At 43.4% G+C, this 15,810-nt stretch carries 18 protein-coding genes and 3 pseudogenes; 4 read left to right on the plus strand and 17 right to left on the minus strand.

What is annotated here, in order from left to right; all coding sequences use genetic code 11:
- Nucleotides 1-237: 237 nt before the first annotated feature.
- Nucleotides 238-441: a hypothetical protein gene (locus JCM19039_RS16520; RefSeq protein ID WP_042429294.1), complete on the minus strand. Its 204-nt coding sequence runs from the start codon at nucleotides 439-441 to the stop codon at nucleotides 238-240.
- A gap of 174 nt (nucleotides 442-615) precedes the next feature.
- Here JCM19039_RS16520 and JCM19039_RS25890 point away from each other — a divergent pair.
- Nucleotides 616-1,280: pseudogene (locus JCM19039_RS25890) on the plus strand (polysaccharide deacetylase family protein).
- A gap of 45 nt (nucleotides 1,281-1,325) precedes the next feature.
- On the opposite strand, the gene JCM19039_RS16530 reads toward JCM19039_RS25890, so the two are convergent.
- Nucleotides 1,326-2,603 (minus strand): lysine N(6)-hydroxylase/L-ornithine N(5)-oxygenase family protein, encoded by a 1,278-nt coding sequence (locus tag JCM19039_RS16530; RefSeq protein WP_193744272.1) that lies wholly within the window; start codon nucleotides 2,601-2,603, stop codon nucleotides 1,326-1,328.
- A gap of 58 nt (nucleotides 2,604-2,661) precedes the next feature.
- Nucleotides 2,662-3,261 (minus strand): KinB-signaling pathway activation protein, encoded by a 600-nt coding sequence (locus JCM19039_RS16535; protein WP_042429298.1) that lies wholly within the window; start codon nucleotides 3,259-3,261, stop codon nucleotides 2,662-2,664.
- Nucleotides 3,262-3,402: 141 nt separating this feature from the next.
- Here JCM19039_RS16535 and gerD point away from each other — a divergent pair, with 141 nt between their 5' ends.
- Nucleotides 3,403-3,999, plus strand: coding sequence for a spore germination lipoprotein GerD (gene gerD / locus JCM19039_RS16540; RefSeq protein ID WP_042429301.1), 597 nt, complete (start codon nucleotides 3,403-3,405; stop codon nucleotides 3,997-3,999).
- Between the two features lie 30 nt (nucleotides 4,000-4,029).
- On the opposite strand, the pseudogene JCM19039_RS26910 reads toward gerD, so the two are convergent.
- The 6 genes and pseudogenes from JCM19039_RS26910 to JCM19039_RS16565 all read right to left on the minus strand — a co-directional run bounded on the left by JCM19039_RS26910 (nucleotide 4,030) and on the right by JCM19039_RS16565 (nucleotide 7,044).
- Nucleotides 4,030-5,081, minus strand: a pseudogene (locus JCM19039_RS26910) (P-loop NTPase).
- Nucleotides 5,082-5,140: 59 nt separating this feature from the next.
- Nucleotides 5,141-5,515: an N-acetylmuramoyl-L-alanine amidase gene (locus JCM19039_RS27480; RefSeq protein ID WP_307190285.1), complete on the minus strand. Its 375-nt coding sequence runs from the start codon at nucleotides 5,513-5,515 to the stop codon at nucleotides 5,141-5,143.
- A gap of 17 nt (nucleotides 5,516-5,532) precedes the next feature.
- Entirely contained in the window at nucleotides 5,533-5,871 is a 339-nt protein-coding gene (locus tag JCM19039_RS27485) for an N-acetylmuramoyl-L-alanine amidase (protein WP_307190284.1), read from the minus strand.
- Between the two features lie 130 nt (nucleotides 5,872-6,001).
- Nucleotides 6,002-6,367, minus strand: a complete 366-nt coding sequence (locus JCM19039_RS16555) for a DUF2521 family protein (protein ID WP_042429304.1) — start codon at nucleotides 6,365-6,367, stop codon at nucleotides 6,002-6,004.
- A 113-nt stretch (nucleotides 6,368-6,480) separates the two neighbouring features.
- The gene (locus tag JCM19039_RS16560; protein WP_042429307.1) at nucleotides 6,481-6,744 is read right to left on the minus strand and encodes a DUF1871 family protein; all 264 of its coding nucleotides are present in this window, start codon (nucleotides 6,742-6,744) and stop codon (nucleotides 6,481-6,483) included.
- A 9-nt stretch (nucleotides 6,745-6,753) separates the two neighbouring features.
- On the minus strand, nucleotides 6,754-7,044 hold the full coding sequence (locus tag JCM19039_RS16565; protein ID WP_042429310.1) for a hypothetical protein: 291 nt from the start codon (nucleotides 7,042-7,044) through the stop codon (nucleotides 6,754-6,756).
- 71 nt (nucleotides 7,045-7,115) lie between these two features.
- Here JCM19039_RS16565 and JCM19039_RS16570 point away from each other — a divergent pair, with 71 nt between their 5' ends.
- Both JCM19039_RS16570 and JCM19039_RS16575 read left to right on the plus strand, forming a co-directional pair.
- Nucleotides 7,116-7,622, plus strand: coding sequence for a hypothetical protein (locus JCM19039_RS16570; protein ID WP_042429313.1), 507 nt, complete (start codon nucleotides 7,116-7,118; stop codon nucleotides 7,620-7,622).
- A gap of 453 nt (nucleotides 7,623-8,075) precedes the next feature.
- Nucleotides 8,076-8,438 (plus strand): annotated as a pseudogene (locus tag JCM19039_RS16575) (IS30 family transposase); the annotation flags it as partial.
- Nucleotides 8,439-8,603: 165 nt separating this feature from the next.
- On the opposite strand, the gene JCM19039_RS16580 reads toward JCM19039_RS16575, so the two are convergent.
- From JCM19039_RS16580 to rplQ, 8 genes are all read right to left on the minus strand, one after another.
- Entirely contained in the window at nucleotides 8,604-9,956 is a 1,353-nt protein-coding gene (locus JCM19039_RS16580; RefSeq protein ID WP_042429316.1) for a PQQ-dependent sugar dehydrogenase, read from the minus strand.
- A 513-nt stretch (nucleotides 9,957-10,469) separates the two neighbouring features.
- Nucleotides 10,470-10,862: a 30S ribosomal protein S9 gene (rpsI, locus tag JCM19039_RS16585; RefSeq protein WP_042429318.1), complete on the minus strand. Its 393-nt coding sequence runs from the start codon at nucleotides 10,860-10,862 to the stop codon at nucleotides 10,470-10,472.
- A gap of 17 nt (nucleotides 10,863-10,879) precedes the next feature.
- On the minus strand, nucleotides 10,880-11,317 hold the full coding sequence (gene rplM, locus JCM19039_RS16590; RefSeq protein WP_042402185.1) for a 50S ribosomal protein L13: 438 nt from the start codon (nucleotides 11,315-11,317) through the stop codon (nucleotides 10,880-10,882).
- 258 nt (nucleotides 11,318-11,575) lie between these two features.
- A complete protein-coding gene (gene truA, locus JCM19039_RS16595) occupies nucleotides 11,576-12,331 on the minus strand; it encodes a tRNA pseudouridine(38-40) synthase TruA (protein ID WP_042429321.1) in 756 nt (251 codons plus the stop codon).
- 19 nt (nucleotides 12,332-12,350) lie between these two features.
- Nucleotides 12,351-13,148, minus strand: coding sequence for an energy-coupling factor transporter transmembrane protein EcfT (locus JCM19039_RS16600; protein ID WP_042429323.1), 798 nt, complete (start codon nucleotides 13,146-13,148; stop codon nucleotides 12,351-12,353).
- Between the two features lies 1 nt (nucleotide 13,149).
- Nucleotides 13,150-14,004 (minus strand): energy-coupling factor transporter ATPase, encoded by an 855-nt coding sequence (locus JCM19039_RS16605; protein ID WP_042429413.1) that lies wholly within the window; start codon nucleotides 14,002-14,004, stop codon nucleotides 13,150-13,152.
- Nucleotides 13,980-14,813, minus strand: a complete 834-nt coding sequence (locus tag JCM19039_RS16610; protein ID WP_042429325.1) for an energy-coupling factor transporter ATPase — start codon at nucleotides 14,811-14,813, stop codon at nucleotides 13,980-13,982. Before JCM19039_RS16610 ends, JCM19039_RS16605 begins: the two co-directional genes overlap by 25 nt.
- A 596-nt stretch (nucleotides 14,814-15,409) precedes the next feature.
- The gene (rplQ, locus tag JCM19039_RS16615) at nucleotides 15,410-15,775 is read right to left on the minus strand and encodes a 50S ribosomal protein L17 (RefSeq protein WP_042402176.1); all 366 of its coding nucleotides are present in this window, start codon (nucleotides 15,773-15,775) and stop codon (nucleotides 15,410-15,412) included.
- Nucleotides 15,776-15,810 lie beyond the last annotated feature (35 nt).

Below are 15,810 nucleotides of genomic sequence, written 5' to 3' on the forward strand. Positions count from 1 at the left end.
CGTCGCTGTTTTGGCGACTTTATTAATTTACCACAACCAGCGTTTCGCGTCAATAATTTTTTTAAAAAGTTTTTCTGTGCGAACTGCTGTTCTCAAGCACAAGATATATCTTATCACCTGAGCACTTTGACTGTCAATAACTTTTTTAAGTTGTTATCGCCGTCGTTGTGGCGGATTTATAATATACCAATAACCTAAATAATATGCAACCATTTCTAGTAAATTCCTTTTAATTTTTTATTTCATGTACGATCGTATCAATTCTTTCCTCTCCATACGCTTGTATAACGCTCGAATCACGTCGCGCTTTTCTTCTACTGCTCTCAGTGACAAACCACTCACATCCTCTGATTGTAATCGCCGTTCGAGTAATTGCCATTCGTAGTAAAGCAGATCCCTTAGCTCAACTTCTTCTTTTTCATTAATAAGTAAACCAATCATCATTTGTCCTCCTTTTTCAGTTATATCTTGTCCGTTCATGCATATACATAACCAGCAAGACGTCGGCAATAATGGGAGGGAGTCATGTCACAGTTTTGGGTAATCAATCGACGTAGTGGTAAAAAATATGTATTTATTGCTGTTATTGCTTTTTGTACCGCATGTATTCTATTAATGGACAGACCTTTTTTGGCGGTGTTTTCAGGGGACAATGATGCGGGTGCTTTCTCAAGTGCCGATATTGAGGAAACAATCGCTAGCCTCACGTTTAATGTAAGTTGGGGAGAAGAAAATGTGGAGCCAATCTTGGATATCTTACAGGAAAAAGACGTTACCGCAACGTTTTTCGTCTCTGGTGTTTGGTCTGAACGCCACGTTGAGTTACTACAACGCATGGTCGAGGAAGGTCATGAGGTAGGAACTATGGTTACTACTTCAAACCATATCCAGACCAAGAACCTGAGGATATTCGAAGAGACATGATGCAAAGTCATGATGTCATCTCAGAAGCTACTGATGCATCCCCGATATTTTTTCGCCCTCCAGCAGGGATCTTTAACCAAGAAGTATTAGATGCTGCAGATAATATGGGTTATTCAGTAATTCATTGGGCCACTGACGGAGCTGATTGGCAAAACCCTGGTATTGATGAGATTGTTGCTAACATTAGCGACGAACTTTCCCCAGGTGACGTCATCATGCTAGATGCGTCAGATTCAGCAAAACAAACGGTGGAAGCACTCCCGCTCGTTATCGATCATTTGCGAGATGATCATTACGAGTTGGTTTCGCTTCAAATGCTCATTAGCGAGGCTGAAGCTGAATACGAAGCATTATAGATAGATAAAAAAGCCGAGCGCCTCATCAATAGGGCGCACGGCTTCTTAAAATTGTTGAAACGGGTGACTTCGTTTCAACTTATAGGGGTGGTTCTTCGTCAAACTGTTAATGATTTCGATGTTCCGTGTTACAGATAAAGCCAAGTTCGTCGCACTCGTTCCGTGAGAGTGTTCAAGGTTCGTGAGCATAAATATTTGGTGCTCCCTCTTATCGATGAAAGATAAACGGTAGTCCCGTTCAACTTTAGGCAACCCTTTCCCCTCCCAAACGAGGTCATCTTCCATCCGCTCAATAAAATGAGGAACTTGTGGTTCATACCCTGTGGCAAGTACCGTCCAATCAGAATCAAGCTCGAAGTTTCGATCCTCTTGCCATTGCTTGCACTGCAACTCGTGATTTGAATGATCGGAGTCCGAAAGTCCGTTCACTTCTACACTTGGCTGGATACTCACCGGGATCTCTCCTTCCGCTGTTCTGTGATACAGCAATTCATAGATCGATTTCAACGTTTTTCCTTCAACACCATTGCGCAAGCTAGTCAGGGAACCGAGCACATTTTGCCTTTCATCAAAAGACAACCTGTGAAAATGGTCAACATAATCAGGCGTAAACTGTTCTTGACCTAACTTACTTTCTTCTAATTGAAAGAAACCAGGTGAACGCGTGAGCCACGTTAATGTGTACCCAAAATAAGTTTGGTTTTCCAGCAAATCATAGAAGATTTCTGCTGCACTCTGGCCCGAACCAACAACAGTCAACCGTTCCCCACGTTTGATTTCTTCGGCATGAAACGTGTATTCACTGGAGTGGATGACTTGATGCTCTCGATTCTCTTCCATTGTTGGCGGGAACATCGGTATACTTCCCGTCCCAACAACAACATGATTTGCGGTCACTTCAGTTTGGCTTTTCGTTTTCACATCTTCAATCGTGCAACGATAAAATGTCCCTTCATTTCGTACGTCTACTACCCGCTTTCCAAACACCAAGCTGTTCACTTTCTTAGCCACCCATTGGCAATATGCATTGTACTCTTTCCTCGGCACATTCCATTCCTTAAAGAAATAGAACAAAAACATGCGATCAGTTTCATGTATATAGTTTAAAAACGTATATTCACTGCGAGGATTGGCCAGCGTCACAAGATCCGCAATAAAAGAAATTTGAAGATCTGTTCGGTCAATTAACATCCCAGGATGCCATTCAAAATGATCATTCTCATCAAAGAATACAGCGTTGAGTTCTGTGCCTTCTTCCAGTAATGCAGCCAAACTTAAATTAAATGGGCCAATACCCGCTCCTAGTACATCCACGTGCTTCACCATATCGACGTCCTTTCTATCTATACACAAAAGTACAGGCCTATCAGCCTGTACTTGATTATTTATCTTGGCGTTGTAGCCTGTGTAGCGCAATGAGTTGATACGTGTTCGCTGCAATTAGTGGGGCTAAATAGATCCACAGCCACACACTATCGTTAACCACTTGTATTGTTAAAGCTGGCACCCATTCGATCGTTGTAATGACAAACATAAAGAATACCGCGGGGACAAACGCTGTCCAATTCGTCTCTTTCATCTTCCAATAGGCAATAATCACCGCATAAATTAACAGAAGCGTCGGTGTAATCAAATAGCCTGTCCAATGTTCCCCAGGTTCTGCGTATGCAATATATCGTAAATACACAAGATCAAAATACACAAAAGCAATCAACAGTATTTGAATAAGATTCCAAAGTTTTCGCGTTTTAAACAACGATAATGCAAATCGATGCAAGACGAGGTAAGCAAAATACCCCATTTGTGCGACAATACTCACCGCTGCACCAATTCCAAGCATCCAGACGACACCCCAGAAAAAGTTCCAAAACCCTTCTTCTTGGAAAACATCCCATGTTAATGGAACTCCGACAACCGCACCACCTGCTGCTCCGATAAACATCGTCGTGAAAAATAGATAGACAACTTTTCTAGTATTCACAAGATCATCCCTTAAGACCAAAATCACACAGGTTACATTTTACCAATCACTGTGCGAAAAAGCTAGCTGACGTTTAAAGGGTTGCATATTTTGTCACGGTTTGAATCATAGTAAGAAAAAACGAAAGGGGGCTGACAATCCATGATTCCATACGGACGCCTCTTGGCTTTAGCAACATCTATCGTTGTTTTAACGGGATGTGCCGCTTTTCAAGGAGAAGCCCAGGCAGATTATGATGAAACAAAACGGATGGTTAGTGACGTTATTAAAACAGAAGAAGGAAAAGAAGCGTTGCGCGAGGTGTTAAGTGAGGAGGAGTTTCAATCCTCTTTAATCATGGAGCAATCATTTATTCAAGATACAATTCACGACACACTCGTATCAAACGAAGGGAAAGAGTATTGGGGACAACTCATTGAAGACCCTGACTTTAGCGTGAAAATTGCCGATAGCATGCAATCAAAGAATGAAGAGATCTTAAAACGTCTCATGAAAGATCCCGACTACCAAACGATGATGATGGATGTCATGCACGATCCAGAAATGGAGCAAGCAACACTTGAGTTAATGAAAAGCAAAGCGTATCGCGAGCAAATGATGACCGTCATTGCGGAAGCATTACAGAACCCTCGTCTTCAATCACAGTTGCAACAAGCAGACAATGCCAGTGATCGCGAAGAAAGCAGTGAGGGAGAGGAAGAAAAAAGCGAATCGTCTGGAAGCGAGGAAGAAGAGTAAAGTGAACGCTCACTTTACTCTTCGGTCGTTTTACGATTCTTTTTTACGAATGACGTTTCGGGCGAGTTCACTATAAATTTGACCGATTGGGTGGTCTTCTGCGTATACAGAAGGTGCAAAATCTTCATGGTCAATATCGGGTTGCCCAAGTGGAATTTGGCCAAGAAGGTCCGCTTTCAACTCTTCACTCAAGCGTTCACCGCCACCTTGACCGAATACGTACTCCCGCTCTCCAGTCTTTTGACTCTCAAAGTACGCCATATTCTCAACAATACCGAGAATGCGGTGGTTACTCTTAATCGCCATAGATCCAGCACGAGCCGCAACAAATGCCGCTGTTGCGTGCGGTGTTGTAACGATAATCTCGTCTGACTCCGGTAGCATCGTATGAACGTCCAAAGCAACATCGCCTGTGCCTGGTGGCAAGTCCAAGATGAGGTAGTCAAGATCTCCCCACGTCACTTCCTTGAAGAAGTTCGTTAACATCTTCCGAGCATTGGGCCACGCCAGATGACAGGGGCATTGTCTTCAACGAAGAAGCCCATGGAGATAACTTTAACACCGTAACGCTCAACGGGGTGAATCTTCTCACCTTCAACAGTCGGACGCTTTTCAATGCCCATCATGTCCGGAACACTAAAACCGTAAATGTCTGCATCAATAATGCCGACTTTCTTACCTTCACGGGCGAGGGAAACGGCTAGATTGACGGAAACCGTTGACTTTCCAACGCCGCCCTTACCGCTAGCGACAGCAATGAAATTCACTTTATTATTCGGATCTAGCAAGCCAAGTTTTTTCGCTTCCTCTTCAGGATCGATGTGTTTGCTGACTTCTTCTTCTGTTAACTGCTCAAAACGAAGTCCGACACTATTTGCCCCTAGCTCTTTAACAACAGAAACAATATTTTGTTGCAATTTCATCTGACCGCTCGTACCGGTTTTTGCGAGCGCGATCTTTAGACTAACGTTCTCATCTTTAATCTTGATTTCCCGAATGCCTTCGGTCTCAAGAATACTTTTATTCAAATCCGGATCTTTTATAGGTTTAAGTACTTCAATGATTTCTTTCTCATTTAACAACGTTTTACACCTTCCTTTAGTGTGACTGCATATATTATATCACACCTAAAGGCTAGGTTTTACTGTTCTGCTTCATTCTCCTTCGCCATTTCTGGAACTTTATATCGAAGCATTCCTTGATAAATTGATGCGGCAATTTTGTCTTGATATTCTTCCGATTGAAGGTCAGCCGCTTCATTTGGATTCGATAAAAACCCGACTTCAACGAGAACACCTGGAATTCTTGCTTGATCAACAATGTATTTGCCATTGATGGCTAAAGCGGTCCGGTTTGTATTTTCCAACTGCCGAATCATTTCACTTTGAACGCTCTCAGCCATGTTTTTGCTGTCTTCAAACGTGCGATTATAGAACGTCTGCGCCCCGCGCCACCTCGGTGAGTGAATGGCGTTTAAGTGTAAGCTTATATAATAATCACTATTCGTTTCATTAATGAGCGCAAGCCGGTTTTTTAGATCTTCTGTTTTTCGATTTGAATACCTTTTGTATCACTCCCAGCCAAGTCGCTATCATCCTCGCGCGTCATGAGTACAAGTGCTCCTGATGCTTGCAAATAATCTCTTAATTTTAGAGAAATCGCCAAGGCAATTTCTTTTTCTTGTGTACCGTCACTAGCACTAGATCCCCCATCGACGCCTCCGTGCCCTGGGTCAATCACAATGATTTGTCCGCTTAACGGCATCTCAAGCCCTGCTGTATTTTCTGAGGAAAACATGGAGAAGATAGCATAAACCGCTAAACCTGAAAAAATAATGGCTAGAGGAATGCCGATAAACATTCGTTTCGTCATGATGAACAGCCCCTTTTGGGAGTTTAGTTCATCATATGAAAAACAAGACGAGCATATGCCCGTCTTGCCCATTAACGTCTTGCTTTTACATGCTTTTTCCCCGCATCAAAGCCCAAATCCCACCAATGCTTCACATAGCTGCTGCACCGTGCGCCACTTTTTCGGATTCAACGGTCTGATCTTGAATCCAGTCAGAAATGAACAAGTTCAGTTCCATCATACGGTTTTGCAAGTGAGCGTCTTCATGAGGCACTGCTTTCCCTAGTCGAGCCTCTGTCATCCCACGCTTCCCTGAATATAGAAATGTTTCAATGGCGAGATCCATGCACACTTCTTCAAGGAATGAATGGCGAAATCGAAAGGTTCGGCTAATCGGAACGAGGTATTTCTCAGTTGCAGCAACCATATCTTCCATGCTGAGGGTATGAAGCAATGATTTCTCCGTCTCCCAGTCTCTTGCCCGCTTCTCCTCTTGAAAAGAAACAACAGCTCCCAATTCCAGCCCCCCTCACTCCATAGTATGGGGCGACTCGCTGGATTCATGACTGGGAATTGCCGAATGTTCCACGAGAAACATTTGACAGTATGATTCGCAGCAACATGCAAATACTAATGGTTGCTACTTCGTTCCTGCCAAATGATATGGGCTACACGAACGCAAGCGTTCCAATCATGGTCATCTGAAAACGACTCATCAAATATTTGTTTTATCCGATTCGCCAAGTGATTCGCATCGGACGTCTTTTCCAGTTGAACGATGATTTGTTTAATTTCCACGTCATATTCGTCCAGGGGCGCGCCGCCAAGAAGCAACAATTGCGGATCCCATTCATCAATGATTTTTTTGACAGCTATTTCTATTGTCTGTGTCAACGTTACACCTCATGTCCAAAACATTGTAAAAAGACCGATCAACACGACGATAGACGGACTACTAAAAAGCAGAAGATAAATCGCCCAGCGGTGTCGATTTGCCCCCTCTTTATTCGTCTCAAAATTCTCACTAGTTAACGCACTTCTTTTCGTAATCCCAACAACAAACCCGCCGATCACTAAAGACGCGATAATGACAATTCCTACCCCGTTCAAAAGGATGTTTCCATTTGCTGAAATCCATGCAACGAGTGCGAGCACGCTAACCGTGGCGATCCCTAATAACAAAGATACAAGCATTTGAACTCCCCTTCCCCATCTTCTCATAGTATACCTTTTCCTGTTACCCTAGTAAAAAAGGAGATGAGGAAGTGACGTTGATGAAATCCATTGTTGTAATGATTGTCTTGGCTATGTTAACCGCTTGCTCTTCTTCCACACTTAATGAGACAGTTGAAAGTTCATATAAAGGTAATGATTTTACTGCAAACATTACGCACGTAACAGGTGTAACTGAAGGGGAAAACAAAGAAGCTTTAACGTTGAGTGCCGATTCAATGCTGCTTTATGTAACCGTTGAAATCGAAGCAATTGATTCCGTCAATATCGACCAACCCTTTTATGAAGGATTTAAAATTGAAACATCCGTTGAGCCATTTCCTATTTCACCATTTATTGAACAACTTCAAGATGCGCCAGAAGATATGCAAATCGTTAACGTTCAAGAACAGCAGCTAAATGCCGGTGAACAAACATCGATTGACCTTGCTCATAACATCCGGCAAGGATCAGGTGCATATCAATTGCACGTGCATGACGGCCCGAGCATTCAATTTACTGAAGATGAGGTAAAATTCAATCGGTCTCAAGCAAATTAAATCGGGAGAACCCCGATTTAAAGCTTGGCCCCCTCAAAACCTTAGAGCCCATATTCAAGGGTCGAGAAAACCTACGTTGAGTTTGATCACATCGTTCCTAGTCCGTTAAACAATTCTTCCACATCTACCTTAAACGCAGACAAAATTGTGGATGAAACTTCCCCTTGTCCTCTCGAAGCTGATAAAACTCTTCTAAAGTGACGGTTGATTTTTCGGGAATGCTCATTTCTAACACCTACCCTCTTGTATTAACCTTTCACCTACCAAACATTATGGCATACTCTCCGAGAATTTCGTAATTGTCCTTGTGCCAAATAATTCTCAAGTATACGTAATGACGAATTGTAAAATCAAGTGCAACACCTAAAATAAAGACAGCTAATGACAGCCTTGTGTAAGGTGGATTGTAACCACGCAACTACACCTACGAAGGCATTGTCATGAACTACCAACATCTTAGCAAAGATGCAAAACCGCACGGCAGCGATTAAAAGATTACATACGTTACTGCCAGTTGGAACGTTTAAAACAGCGACCGAGGATCGAGGAAAAGAATTGGCATGCTATCCAAGAATTGAAGCCGAGCTCCCACTACGCATCTATTTCGCAGATGCCTATTCATCATGGCAACGCGGGAGTAATGAGAACGCCGATGGCCTTCTGCGCGAGTTCTTTCCGAAAGCATCTGATTTAAGTCTTGTGTCTGAGGAAGAGGCGAAGAATGCCCTTTGTTTAATTAATGGACGCCCACGCAAGTGTTTGAATTGGAAAACTGCGCACGAGGCTTTTCAGGATGAGCTGTTGCACTTAGATTGACAAACCGTCTTGCCTCAGTTATTTTTCAACCCCAACATTTAGTGTAGAGCCCAAAAAAGAAACAGACATTCATGGAAATCCATGAATGTCTGTTTTTTAACTATTGTCAAGCACCCTAATTTAATGACCTTGATATAAAGTTAGGTGCTTTTAGAGAATAATAAATTATTCAGCGTCGTCGTCATCAGTGTCAACATCGTCTTCTTCTGTGCCTTCACCTGCTGCAGCAATCTTATAAATCGAACCGCCATCAGTGATTGCAATAAGCGCGCCATCCTCAGTTACAAGAATATCACGGAAACGTTCACCTTCTTCAGTTAGTAGGCGTTCTTCTCCTACGATGAAGTCATCTTCAATAACGACACGTACAATATAATTCGGCGCTAAACCACCGATGAACAAGTCGTTCTCCCATTCAGGAATGGCGTCGTTATCATAGAATGACATGCCACTTGGTGCACTTGTTGGATCCCAATAATATACGGGTTCAACAAAGCCTTGCGCTTCGTGTTCTGAAATACCATCATTAATTAATTCACCCGTGTACTCAATACCATAGGAAACAATTGGCCATCCATAGTTAGAACCTGGTTCAATAATATTCAGTTCATCCCCAGCTTGTGGGCCGAATTCAACAACCCATAATTCTCCTGTTTCAGGGTGGAAGTCCACACCTTGAATATTACGGTGACCGTAGCTGTAAATACCATCTAGTGCGTCTTCATCTTCAATAAATGGATTCGTATCTACTGCTTCTCCATCTTGTGTGATGTGAATGACTTTACCTAAGTAAGCATCTAAGTCTTGTGCACGTTCGCGAATTGGATCATCTGAACGCTCACCAGTTGTTAAGAATAGGTTGTCTTCATCATCAAAGATAATACGTCCACCATAGTGTAAGTCACCATCATAAGCTGGTTCCGCTTGGAAGATGACTTCAAAATCTTCAAGTGAGGCTTCATCTTCTGATAAAACACCTTTACCGACAGCAGTTACAGTACCATCTTCAAGGTCTTGAGCAAACGTCATAAATACTAATCTTGATTCGTCAAAATCAGGTGCAATGGTTACATCAAGTAAACCACCTTGACCTTCGTTATTTACTTCTGGTGTACCTTCGATTGGATCCGAAACAGAGCCATCTTCAAGGTTTATAATAAGAAGTTCTGCTGAATCTCTTTGCGTAACAAGTAAGCGGTTTGTATCAAACTCTTCCATACCCCAAGACACGTCAAGACCCTCAGCAACAACTTCCACATCAAGTTCTGCTTCAGTCTCTACTTCAGGTGCTCTTGTTTGTTCTGGAAATGCAGGCTCAAACTCCGTAACTTTTGGCTCAGATTCTGCACTTGTATCTGTGTTTTCATCAGCGTCCTCGTCAACATTTTCTTCTGTTTCAGCATCCGAGTCATCCGTTGATTCTTCGTCTGAAGGATCACCATTTCCACAAGCTGCCAAAGTCAATACAGAGATCAGCATTGTAAAAGACATTAATCTTGACCACGAAAATTTCGTCATTGTTTTTGCTCCCATTTCTAAAATTTTTAAACTGAATAAATGATATGTCAGTCTTAACCAATTTTTGATATTGGTTCAGAGGATTGAACTTTACTATAAAAATGAAACACCTGCGAAAATAATACTAACAAAATTATCTCCAGATGACAAATAAAGGAATGTACCTAAACACGAATACGTTTTTCTTTTTTTGGTTACTATTTAGGTCTGAACACCATTAGTATAAAGTAGAAGTGGTGGTACTTTTAAATTACAAAATCAATAATAATCCTGCATTCCGAACTGTGGATAATTAAAGTTGCCCACAGGTTTTTTGCCTATTCCCCCTCCCAACAAAGCGGGCTGAGAGATACGCACCCATCATTTTTATTTCCCTAAGATATAGATATTGCATATGTATCTAAACGATGAGGACACATAACGATTCAAACCACTCAAAATTATTATCTCGAATTAATGCCAGAAAAAAACCCCCAACCGTAGTGGTTTGGGGGTTCTTGTAAAGGTAGTATCTTAACGCTTCGAGAATTGTGGTGCACGACGTGCAGACTTAAGACCGTATTTCTTACGTTCTTTCATTCTCGGGTCACGAGTAAGGAATCCTTTTTCTTTAAGAACTTTACGATATTCAGGATCAACGTCAAGAAGTGCACGGGATACGCCGAGCTGGATTGCGCCTGCTTGGCCTGTGTATCCTCCGCCATGAACGTTTACCTTAATGTCGTATTGTCCTTCTGTTCCTGTTTCAACGAATGGCGCGCGGACAACCATCTTCAACGTTTCGTAGTTGAAGTACTCATCCATATCACGCTTGTTAATCGTTACTTTCCCGCTGCCTGGTGTGACGAACACACGTGCAGTCGAGTTCTTACGACGGCCTGTACCGTAATATTGCAAAGCTGCCAATTCAAACCCTCCTCTAATTATCCGCGTAGCTCGTAAGCTTCTGGTTTTTGTGCTGCGTGCTTGTGTTCAGAACCTGCATATACGTGAAGCTTCTTGATCGTTTGACGACCGAGAGCGTTCTTTGGAAGCATGCCGTGAACCGCAAGTTCGATCATTTTCTCAGGCTTGTTCTTGCGCATGTCGATCGCGCGTGTTTCTTTAAGCCCACCGCGGTAACCGCTGTGACGATAGTAAACCTTGTCATTCCACTTGTTTCCAGTAAGTTCGATCTTCTCAGCGTTGATGATAATCACGTGATCACCTGTGTCAACGTGTGGTGTGAACTCTGGTTTATTCTTTCCACGTAGGATTGTCGCTACTTCACTAGCCAAACGTCCGAGCGTTTGACCTGCTGCGTCAATCACATACCATTTACGTTCAATTTCTTCTGCTTTAGCCATAAAAGTTGTACGCATGATGGAACCTCCTCGTTCATGATCATTCATTTATTTAGCAATCGTTTTTGTTCTCGTATATTTCATTCTCCGGGGCAGTGGAGTTTGAAATGCCAACTAACATCGTATAATATCCAGAGGAAAAAGTCAATTATTATCACGAAAAAAATGTTCGTCTATTGCCTGCAGGGAGCGCTTTTCGATGAGGTCATGATCTTCTGTAATTTTCCTCGTACACGGCTTTTCGGAATCGCTATCTAATCCGCGCGCTCAGCCCGCTTATTCACCACGATACGCCACTTCCCATAAGTACAACCCTTGTGCAGGTGCTGTTTTTCCTGCAAGCCTGCGATCTTTCCCATCACGAATGGTTGTGATCTCTTCTACAGTGCGACGCCCCTGTCCGACTTCCAGTACAGTTCCTACAATAATTCTTACCATATTGTAGAGAAACCCCTCTCCGCGAAAGCGAAACATCAACGTATGCTCAGCGAGTGGTTCTACATATGCGAGCTTTAATGTCCTTACTTTATCCACGACGCTCGTATTGCTTGCACAAAAGGATGAAAAGTCATATTTACCGACCAGTTTCTCCAATGCTTTGTTCATCGCTTCACTGTCTAAATGATTCGTATACACGTGATGGGTGTAGTTGCGCTGGAACACATCACGGTTTTTACCGATTTGCACGTAATAGCGATATTCTTTTTCCAAAGCATCGTACCTTGCATGAAAATCATCTCGAACGACTTCCACACGCTGAATGAGAATATCATCAGGTAAGAGTGACATGAGCGCTTTTGGCCACCTCTCCTCAGGAATGGCTAGTTGTGAATCAAAGTGGACAGCTTGCCCGACGGCATGCACGCCGCTGTCGGTTCTGCCTGAAGCAGTGACGTTTTCAACATGTGCCACCCGGTGCAAAGTGCCGAGTGCTCGGCCGATCTCTCCTTGCACCGTACGCTTTTCTGGTTGCACTTGCCATCCAGAAAAATGAGTTCCATCGTACGCCACAACCGCTTTTAATCTCGGCATCTTTTTTCACCTCTTGATTCTATGATCGTGCCATCCATAACAGGACACCTAGCGCAATGACGATGATGATGGCGATGGTGTCTCGCAGCTTCCACTTCAACACACGCAACTTTGTTCTGCCTTCACCGCCTCGGTATCCCCTCGCATCCATTGCCGTTGCCATGTCCTCGGCTCGTTTAAACGATCGTACAAATAGCGGAATGATAAAAGCAGTCATCGTATTCAATCGCGTCTTGAGTGAACCTTCAGTGAAGTCTGCCCCTCTGGCAGACTGTGCCTTTAAGATACGGTCAGCTTCAAGTAAGAGCGTCGGTATTAGGCGAATGCTTATGGCCATCATTAACGCAATTTCATGAGATGGTACCCCGATTTTTTTGAAAGGTCGAAGGTACGCTTCAAAGCCGTCAGTTAAGTCAATTGGCGATGTCGTTAACGTAAGTAATGATGCAATAATGACAAGTGATCCAATTCGTACGGCGATATAAAAACCTTGAACGAGTCCGCCAGAATAAATGGACCATCCAAGAAACGTAAATAACACTTCCCCTTCATTTGTAAAAAACGCATGCAAAAAAAACGTGAAGAAAATTAATATAAAGATCGGCAACATGCCTTTTAAGAAAAACTTAAGCGGTACACGTGATAATAAAACAAATATAACAATTGCACCGACTAGCATACTGTTTGTTACCGCATCATTGGCAAAAAATACGATGACTGCCATGAGAAGTAGCGCTAAAATCTTCGATCTAGAGTCCAAGCGGTGCAACGGTGATTTCACCGGAATGTATTGTCCAATCACAATGTTTTGGAGCATATTACTTGCCCCCTTCATTGCGAATGGCCGTTGCCATTTGTTTAGCACTTAAAAATGATTCGTCAATTGATAGGCCACATCGGTTAAGCTTCTCTCTAATTCTGACAGCAGCGGGTACTGCAAGCCCTAGGCTTTGCAGGCGGTCCGAATCTTGAAACACCTGCTCTGGTTCCCCTTGCAAAACTGGTCGGCCGTCACCCATCACGACGACCTCATCGGCATATCGAAATGCATCTTCCATATCATGAGTCACGAGTACGGTCGTCAGTCCGTTTTCTTTATGCCATGCTTGAAACAAATCTAATAGTGCTCGGTGTCCGGCAGGATCTAAGCCCGCCGCCGGTTCATCAAGAATCAACACTTCTGGGCGAGTAGCAAGAACACCTGCAATGGCAACTCTACGCATTTGCCCCCCACTCAGTTGAAACGGGGAACCGTCACGTACATCTTGTGGTAATCCGACCAGGTCGAGCAGCTCAGGAATTCTTTTGCTCACTTCGCCCGCGTCCATCCCATGCTGGATGGGACCAAATAGAATATCTTCCTCTACCGTTGAGCCAAACAGCTGATGTTCTGGATATTGAAAGACCATGCCGACTTTACGCCGGAGAGGCTTAACGAACTTTCGCTTCGTTTTTCGATGGAAACTTGTATTTCCGACAGTAACTTGTCCTTCAGTAGGAAGAAGCAGACCGTTAACATGTTGCATGAGTGTTGATTTACCTGAACCAGTACTGCCAACAATCGTCGTGAAGTTGCCTGAACGAATCGTTAGATTCACATCTTCCAATGCTTTTTTTTCAAATGGGGAGCCAGGCATATATGTATAACTTACGTTGTTGAATGTAATTTGCACAGCATCTTCACCCACTCATCCTCATCTAGCATATACGCTTGTTGTTTGTTGTCATTTAAGTATGCTTGTACTTCAAGAAAGTACGGCAAGTGAAAATTTCGATCCATTAAGAACGCTGGATCTTGAAAGAATGCTTCCGTCGATAGATCTTTTACTATCGTTCCTTTTTCCATAAACACAACACGGTCGGCTTGCATTGCTTCTTGCAAGTCATGAGTAATCATAATGAGCGTGAATCCACGTTCGTGCAATTCGTTCATTGTCTTCATCACTTCTTTGCGACCTTCGGGATCGAGCATGGAAGTTGATTCATCAAAGATCATGATATCTGGACGTAAAGCAAGAATACCAGCTATAGCAGCTCGCTGCTTTTGACCTCCTGAAAGACGATGAGGCTCGGCATCAAGATGACCATCAATCGCCACCTGCTCACTCGCAGCTTTAATGCGCTCAATCATCTCCTCACGATCTATGCCTGCATTCTCCAGTCCAAAAGCAATATCGTCACGAACGGTCGCTGCAACAAATTGATGATCTGGGTTTTGAAAAACCATACCTGCTTTTTGACGTATTTCCCAAACATGATCATCTTCGTCAGTTCGAAGCCCGTCAACCTCTGTCGTTCCTGAAGTAGGGATAAGCAGTGCATTTAGCATTCGGGCAAGCGTTGATTTCCCCGACCCGTTCGTTCCGAGTATCGCGATCCATTCACCACGATAAGCTTGAAACGATAGATTGTTTAGGATCCACTCTTGTTCTTCTTCATATGTAAAATAAAGATCACGACAATCAATTATGGCTTTCTGCACAGGAGCCTCCCCCAATCTGGTTGCTATATAAGTTGAACTAAAGAATTCCTTCACAAACCAATGCTAGACCAACCGTTAAAGGCTAAAATTCAACGACTTTGAGATCGATCTTCATTGTTTACAATAGACGTAGCAAGGATGGGGATCTACTGCTATTGACCTCCAAAGTGTACGGATCGAGTTGAAATGCCAATATTGAGCGATCCCAGTTCAGTAACGTCGCTAATTCACTACTTTTGCTTGGAACGAAAGGCGGTGACGCCTGTAGAAGTTGGGCCGAGGCTCGGCCGGTCCTCCGCGGTAAAGAAAACACGGTGGGCGTACTTTGGCCACCGATGTTGCACTTATACTCTGGAGTGTAAAGAAAACACGGTGGGCGTCTTTTGACCACCGATGTTGACCTTATACTCTGGACTGTAAAGAAAACACGGTGGGCGTACTTTGGCCACCGATGTTGCACTTATGCTCTGGAGTACAAGCATCCGCCTGCAGTGGAAAGCAACAATAAACTGCGCAACGAGGAAAATGTTTAGTTCATTCTATATAGTATAAGAAAAAGGCAGTGACGTGTGAGATCGTCCTGCCTAAGTGAGAAATTATACGAGTTCGATGACAGCCATTGGTGCACCGTCACCTTTACGTGGCTCCATCTTAACGATGCGCGTGTAACCACCTTGGCGATCTTCATAACGTGGACCAATGTCACTGAACAATTTCTGAACTGCAGTTTCGCTGTCTGCATCCTCAGTCACGTTCTCATTGCGAATGAAAGATGCCGCTTGACGACGAGCGTGAAGATCGCCGCGCTTTCCGAGCGTAATCACTTTCTCGACGAGTGGGCGTAAAGCTTTTGCTTTCGCTTCTGTCGTCACAATCTTTTCGTTGATGAGCAAATCGGTTGCAAGATCGCGGAAAAGTGCCTTACGCGCAGAACTGTCACGTCCTAGCTTTGCGTATGCCATTTTCGTTCCCCTCCTTCATCATGAGCCTGTATTCT

It is taken from the genome of Geomicrobium sp. JCM 19039, assembly GCF_000698145.1.
GTDB lineage: Bacteria > Bacillota > Bacilli > Bacillales > Marinococcaceae > Geomicrobium_A.

What these genes read in the sequence shown, in the direction of transcription:
- JCM19039_RS16520 (WP_042429294.1), bottom strand. Translation starts at nt 441, where the DNA reads ATGATTGGTTTACTTATTAATGAAAAAGAAGAAGTTGAGCTAAGGGAT.
- gerD (WP_042429301.1), top strand. Translation starts at nt 3,403, where the DNA reads ATGATTCCATACGGACGCCTCTTGGCTTTAGCAACATCTATCGTTGTT.
- JCM19039_RS27485 (WP_307190284.1), bottom strand. Translation starts at nt 5,871, where the DNA reads ATGACGAAACGAATGTTTATCGGCATTCCTCTAGCCATTATTTTTTCA.
- JCM19039_RS16565 (WP_042429310.1), bottom strand. Translation starts at nt 7,044, where the DNA reads ATGCTTGTATCTTTGTTATTAGGGATCGCCACGGTTAGCGTGCTCGCA.
- JCM19039_RS16580 (WP_042429316.1), bottom strand. Translation starts at nt 9,956, where the DNA reads ATGACGAAATTTTCGTGGTCAAGATTAATGTCTTTTACAATGCTGATC.
- rplM (WP_042402185.1), bottom strand. Translation starts at nt 11,317, where the DNA reads ATGCGTACAACTTTTATGGCTAAAGCAGAAGAAATTGAACGTAAATGG.
- truA (WP_042429321.1), bottom strand. Translation starts at nt 12,331, where the DNA reads ATGCCGAGATTAAAAGCGGTTGTGGCGTACGATGGAACTCATTTTTCT.
- JCM19039_RS16600 (WP_042429323.1), bottom strand. Translation starts at nt 13,148, where the DNA reads ATGCTCCAAAACATTGTGATTGGACAATACATTCCGGTGAAATCACCG.
- rplQ (WP_042402176.1), bottom strand. Translation starts at nt 15,775, where the DNA reads ATGGCATACGCAAAGCTAGGACGTGACAGTTCTGCGCGTAAGGCACTT.